The organism is Paenibacillus periandrae, assembly GCF_022458865.1.
Lineage (GTDB): Bacteria > Bacillota > Bacilli > Paenibacillales > NBRC-103111 > Paenibacillus_S > Paenibacillus_S periandrae.
This window is the reverse complement of the sequence record NZ_JAJNMU010000065.1, coordinates 1-3,873: the sequence shown is the minus strand read 5'-3', so window position 1 is coordinate 3,873 and position 3,873 is coordinate 1. Positions and strand designations below refer to the sequence as shown.

Genomic DNA, 3,873 nt, shown 5'->3' with positions numbered 1-3,873 from the left:
GTTTTAAACGAACAGGCTGCCGCTAGTACTCTACACCACTCATAAAAAAGAACTCTCCATACTTGGAGGGTTCTTACATTTATATACATGCGTTTGCGGGTGGTGTCAGCAACGCTGGTACTACCCCATCTATCAAAGCTTCGGCGACTCTTTCCTGATACAATACGGAAAAGTAGAAATGGAGCAATTAGACGAATTCGTTTCAATGGGTTTTTTAAGAAAGAAAGAACTCGACCAGTTTCGGAAAATTGTAGATGTTCAACTCCGTTTTGTGCTTATTGAAAGAGATGCGGAAAGGAAGATGTTTGAATTTTTTCATAATCGTTCGCAAAGGATCACAAGAATATGTTAAAATGAAATGGCCCATGTTCCCCAATGGATAAAGGTGATGATGTGTTTGGTATCTTTATTTAATGATTCATCTATTATGCTAGCTATGCGCCAGTACAAAAAGAATGGTCCTTTTTTTATCATTAAAATGAATCGGAATACTGGTGACATCATAAGTTGCTATCGAATTGATGAGATGCCAACCAATTGGCCATTACCATTTATTGAGGAAATCAAAGAAATCGCTGATCGATTTATTATTAATCGCAGTAAGAAAGTGAATTAAAAGTGAAGGTTACTCCAATGACAGATTAGAGTAACCTTTCTCAAAAAGATATCAACCTGTTCAAATATAATCGACCTTATATAGTCATGGTTCGCTAATAGCGAATTTATGGCTATTTTTATTTGGTTTTATACATTTTTTACTAAGTTTTCGGGAGGTGCAATATTGAAGAAAGAGAAAGGCAATAATCTATTTTTTGAGATTAATAACAAGAATGAGCTGTTTGTTCAAAGTCACATAATTGAAACTAAGTTTCAAACACCAGTCACCATTCTTAGCAAGCCAGATAAGCATGAGTTGTCTGAACAACCAAAAACCAATGTAATTAAGTGGATGCCTGATTTTAGCGAAAAAGATATTAGGATTCCATCGTATAGTTCTTTTAATGTACAGGAGCATGCAAATGAAATTCGATGTGAGCAGCTAAATATTGGTGATTATTTTTTTGTCTCTTGGACATCTTCGATCTCACCATTCCAATACGTAGATATAAAACAAAACAAGGTTGGTTCAGATTATATTATCGGTGAAATCGGGCCAGCTATTGAGCAACGAAGCTTTCTTCGACATGAAAGGGTAGTCAAACTTGAAAAAAGAGATTTCAATGTCCATAAGCCACCTTTAGAAATGACGAACAGTGAAGCACTTCAAACTGTCTTTCATTTTATTCTTCAAAATACATTGGGCCTTAAGGAAGCTATAACTTCAGCAGGTAAAGTTAAGGCTATTGGCATACTAAAAAATGCAGTTAAAAGAGGATACGGAGCTTTTACTGAAGGATTATTTTTTGCAATCAAGCAAGAAAATGGGCCCGATCATAAGGTTCAGTTCTACGTAGGAAAGCAAGGTAATAATTTTCCATTCAAAATCACAAATTACCGTGACTTACTGGGGCGTTATTTTTACGGTGATCTCACGGTTCCGGACGTTGCTCCTCCTGAGAAAGAAAAGGTATTGATTAGCCTTCATGAGCCCGTAGTCGTTTTATTAAAAGATAGGCAAGAAATTAGAATGAAATATTTAGGCAATATGGGAACTAATATATGGGGACGTAGTAAGGAAGGTAATCTAATCACAATACCGAAGTGTAATGTAGATAAAGTCACAAATACAACTAATGGAAATTCCCCCTAAAACCTTATGAGGCAACGAAAAGGTCATATAGATGAAATCAAAATACGATCCCCGCGATAAATGAGGGACTATATTTTGCTCAATCTCATGGTTGCAGATGACCTTGAGCAAATGCGGATCTCGGAAAAACTGTTCAAAGAAAATAAAGTACTAGACGCTCATGCCGCTAACGCGGCACCATCAGATGATGAAACACAGTTATTTCAGGATAGAGACTGGAGATGGGATTAAGCTCCTAACGGGAGGATAGTTACAATAATGATAATCATGAATTGTGGCGCTTAGGCGATTTAGGATGGAAAATTGGATACGTTAAGTTAACCAAACCATCAGTAGTAGAAGCACTGGTGATCAAAACTGTCTTTCCTTTATAAACATTCATAATCTCATTCTCCTTTTACGGAAAAGATAAACTTCAACGCTGCATTATTGAATAGAAAAGGACATATGCCCACTTATCAGTTATTTGTTACAATACATTCATGAGGTGGAATACAGTCCGCGGCGAGCCAAGTTAGCCTTGAAAGCCGCTAAGATGTCAAGATTTTTCACGTAATAGGAGGAAGAAGCGCAGATGAGCCATCCTTACCGACCCATGCATGCTCCCCAATTGCAGCCGCAGTTGCATATGCACTCTCACAACTTCCGGGAGTTTGCGCCGAGCCGTCGCCTGGCGTCGCATGTAGTTGCCTATTGGACGATGGATTTCCTGCCGGTACCGGGAAATCCGGGACATCGAGTCATCCCCGATGGCTGTGTCGATATTATAGTGGACCTGTTCGCTTCATCAATCAGGCAGGCCGCTTATGTAGTAGGGCTAACGACACAAGTGGAAGTTTTGCAATTTGCAAAAGCACGCTCGGTATGGGGCATCCGGCTGTATTCGGAGTCGGCCCGCACGATCCTGAAGTCTCCAATATCGACATTAACGGAAAATCGTGTGTTTTTGGAGGAGCTCTGGGGACAAGAGGCTCTCGATTGGGTCGAAAAGCTGCTGACTGCCCAATCGTTACCAGACAGGATCGAGGTCATCGAGCAGCAATTGGGACAAATACTGGCTGCGACCGAGGCGCCTGCTCCCACTTTGGTCTACCAGAGCATGCAGTATATATACGAGGTCAAAGGTAATCTTTCCGTAACGGATTTGGCGGATAAAGTGAACTTCAGCGAGAGGCATCTGCGAAGGGCCTTTGAACTGGAGCTTGGCCTCAGCCCGAAGGAGATGCTCGGCATCGTCCGCTTTCAAAGCGTGCTGGAGGAATTGTACAGCGGAGACTATTTCAGCTTGACGGATTTGGCGCTTCAACACGGGTACTACGATCAGTCGCACTTCGCTGGCATTTTTAAGCGATATTACGGACTTCCACTCAAACGGCTGACCAAGCAGGAGTGAGGAAGTCCGTTTTTTACTATTTTGCAATGAGGGACAATTACTATAATGGGAGTGAAAATCAAGCAAGGCGAGGGGAGCTACAAAGCATGACGTTAAAGTTGAAACGAGTCGCGATTTACGTAGAAGAGATGAAGAGGGCGTTGGATTTTTATCGCGTGCTGGGGCTGGCTATTCCGGACGGCGCCGACAAAGCGCATCACGTAGACGTGGAGCAAGAAGGAATTGTGTTTGCATTCGATATGGTGGAATCGGTAAAGAGTGTTTTTGAAGGCTGGGAAGAGCCTATCGGCTACCGGACCGAGCTCGCCTTTCAGTTCTCCAGCAACGAAGCGCTGGACGACGTGTACCGTCAGTTGACGACGCTTGGGTATGACGGTTTCCTCGAGCCGCGAGATACACCGTGGGGAGAGCGATATGCGATCATAAAGGACCCCGATAACAATTTAATCAGTCTCGTCGCTTAGCGAATAGAAGGAATGCGCCATTAAACAACAAGCAGATGGAAGCACTGTCGGCAGTGTATCTTCACCTGCTTCGCGGCACATGTTAGCTGAATAGAGATATCGCGGCAGCCGGCCATGACGATCGGCTGCCTTTTCCAAGCTAAACATTCCTGTTAAGGCTAAGAAATCGCCTTTGTCAAAAAAGGAGCGCCTCGGTATGATGGGTTTGTCCACGGGTTCGAAACCCAACACCATCTAGGAGGCGCTCTTACTATGAAGTTTAAACA

General features: G+C 42.5%; 6 protein-coding genes. 5 read left to right on the top strand and 1 reads right to left on the bottom strand.

Annotated features, from left to right (window positions below; all coding sequences use genetic code 11):
• Positions 1 to 358: 358 nt before the first annotated feature.
• The 5 genes from LRL21_RS44375 (at position 359) to LRL21_RS44355 (ending at position 3,607) form a co-directional block, all read left to right on the top strand.
• Positions 359 to 616 carry a hypothetical protein gene (locus LRL21_RS44375; RefSeq protein WP_240422145.1) on the top strand — a complete coding sequence of 86 codons (258 nt, stop codon included), beginning with the start codon at positions 359 to 361 and terminating at the stop codon, positions 614 to 616.
• A gap of 165 nt (positions 617 to 781) precedes the next feature.
• Positions 782 to 1,750 carry a hypothetical protein gene (locus tag LRL21_RS44370; protein ID WP_240422144.1) on the top strand — a complete coding sequence of 323 codons (969 nt, stop codon included), beginning with the start codon at positions 782 to 784 and terminating at the stop codon, positions 1,748 to 1,750.
• Positions 1,751 to 1,825: 75 nt separating this feature from the next.
• Positions 1,826 to 1,981, top strand: a complete 156-nt coding sequence (locus tag LRL21_RS44365) for a hypothetical protein (protein ID WP_240422143.1) — start codon at positions 1,826 to 1,828, stop codon at positions 1,979 to 1,981.
• Positions 1,982 to 2,324: 343 nt separating this feature from the next.
• A complete protein-coding gene (locus LRL21_RS44360) occupies positions 2,325 to 3,143 on the top strand; it encodes a helix-turn-helix domain-containing protein (protein ID WP_240422142.1) in 819 nt (272 codons plus the stop codon).
• Between the two features lie 86 nt (positions 3,144 to 3,229).
• Positions 3,230 to 3,607: a VOC family protein gene (locus LRL21_RS44355; RefSeq protein ID WP_240422141.1), complete on the top strand. Its 378-nt coding sequence runs from the start codon at positions 3,230 to 3,232 to the stop codon at positions 3,605 to 3,607.
• Here LRL21_RS44355 and LRL21_RS44350 read toward each other — a convergent pair.
• On the bottom strand, positions 3,587 to 3,754 hold the full coding sequence (locus LRL21_RS44350) for a hypothetical protein (RefSeq protein WP_240422140.1): 168 nt from the start codon (positions 3,752 to 3,754) through the stop codon (positions 3,587 to 3,589). The genes LRL21_RS44355 and LRL21_RS44350 overlap by 21 nt on opposite strands.
• Between the last annotated feature and the right edge of the window lie 119 nt (positions 3,755 to 3,873).

Coding starts and splice junctions, on each gene's coding strand:
- LRL21_RS44355 (WP_240422141.1), top strand. CDS start 3,230: ATGACGTTAAAGTTGAAACGAGTCGCGATTTACGTAGAAGAGATGAAG.
- LRL21_RS44360 (WP_240422142.1), top strand. CDS start 2,325: ATGAGCCATCCTTACCGACCCATGCATGCTCCCCAATTGCAGCCGCAG.
- LRL21_RS44375 (WP_240422145.1), top strand. CDS start 359: ATGGCCCATGTTCCCCAATGGATAAAGGTGATGATGTGTTTGGTATCT.
- LRL21_RS44350 (WP_240422140.1), bottom strand. CDS start 3,754: ATGTTTAGCTTGGAAAAGGCAGCCGATCGTCATGGCCGGCTGCCGCGA.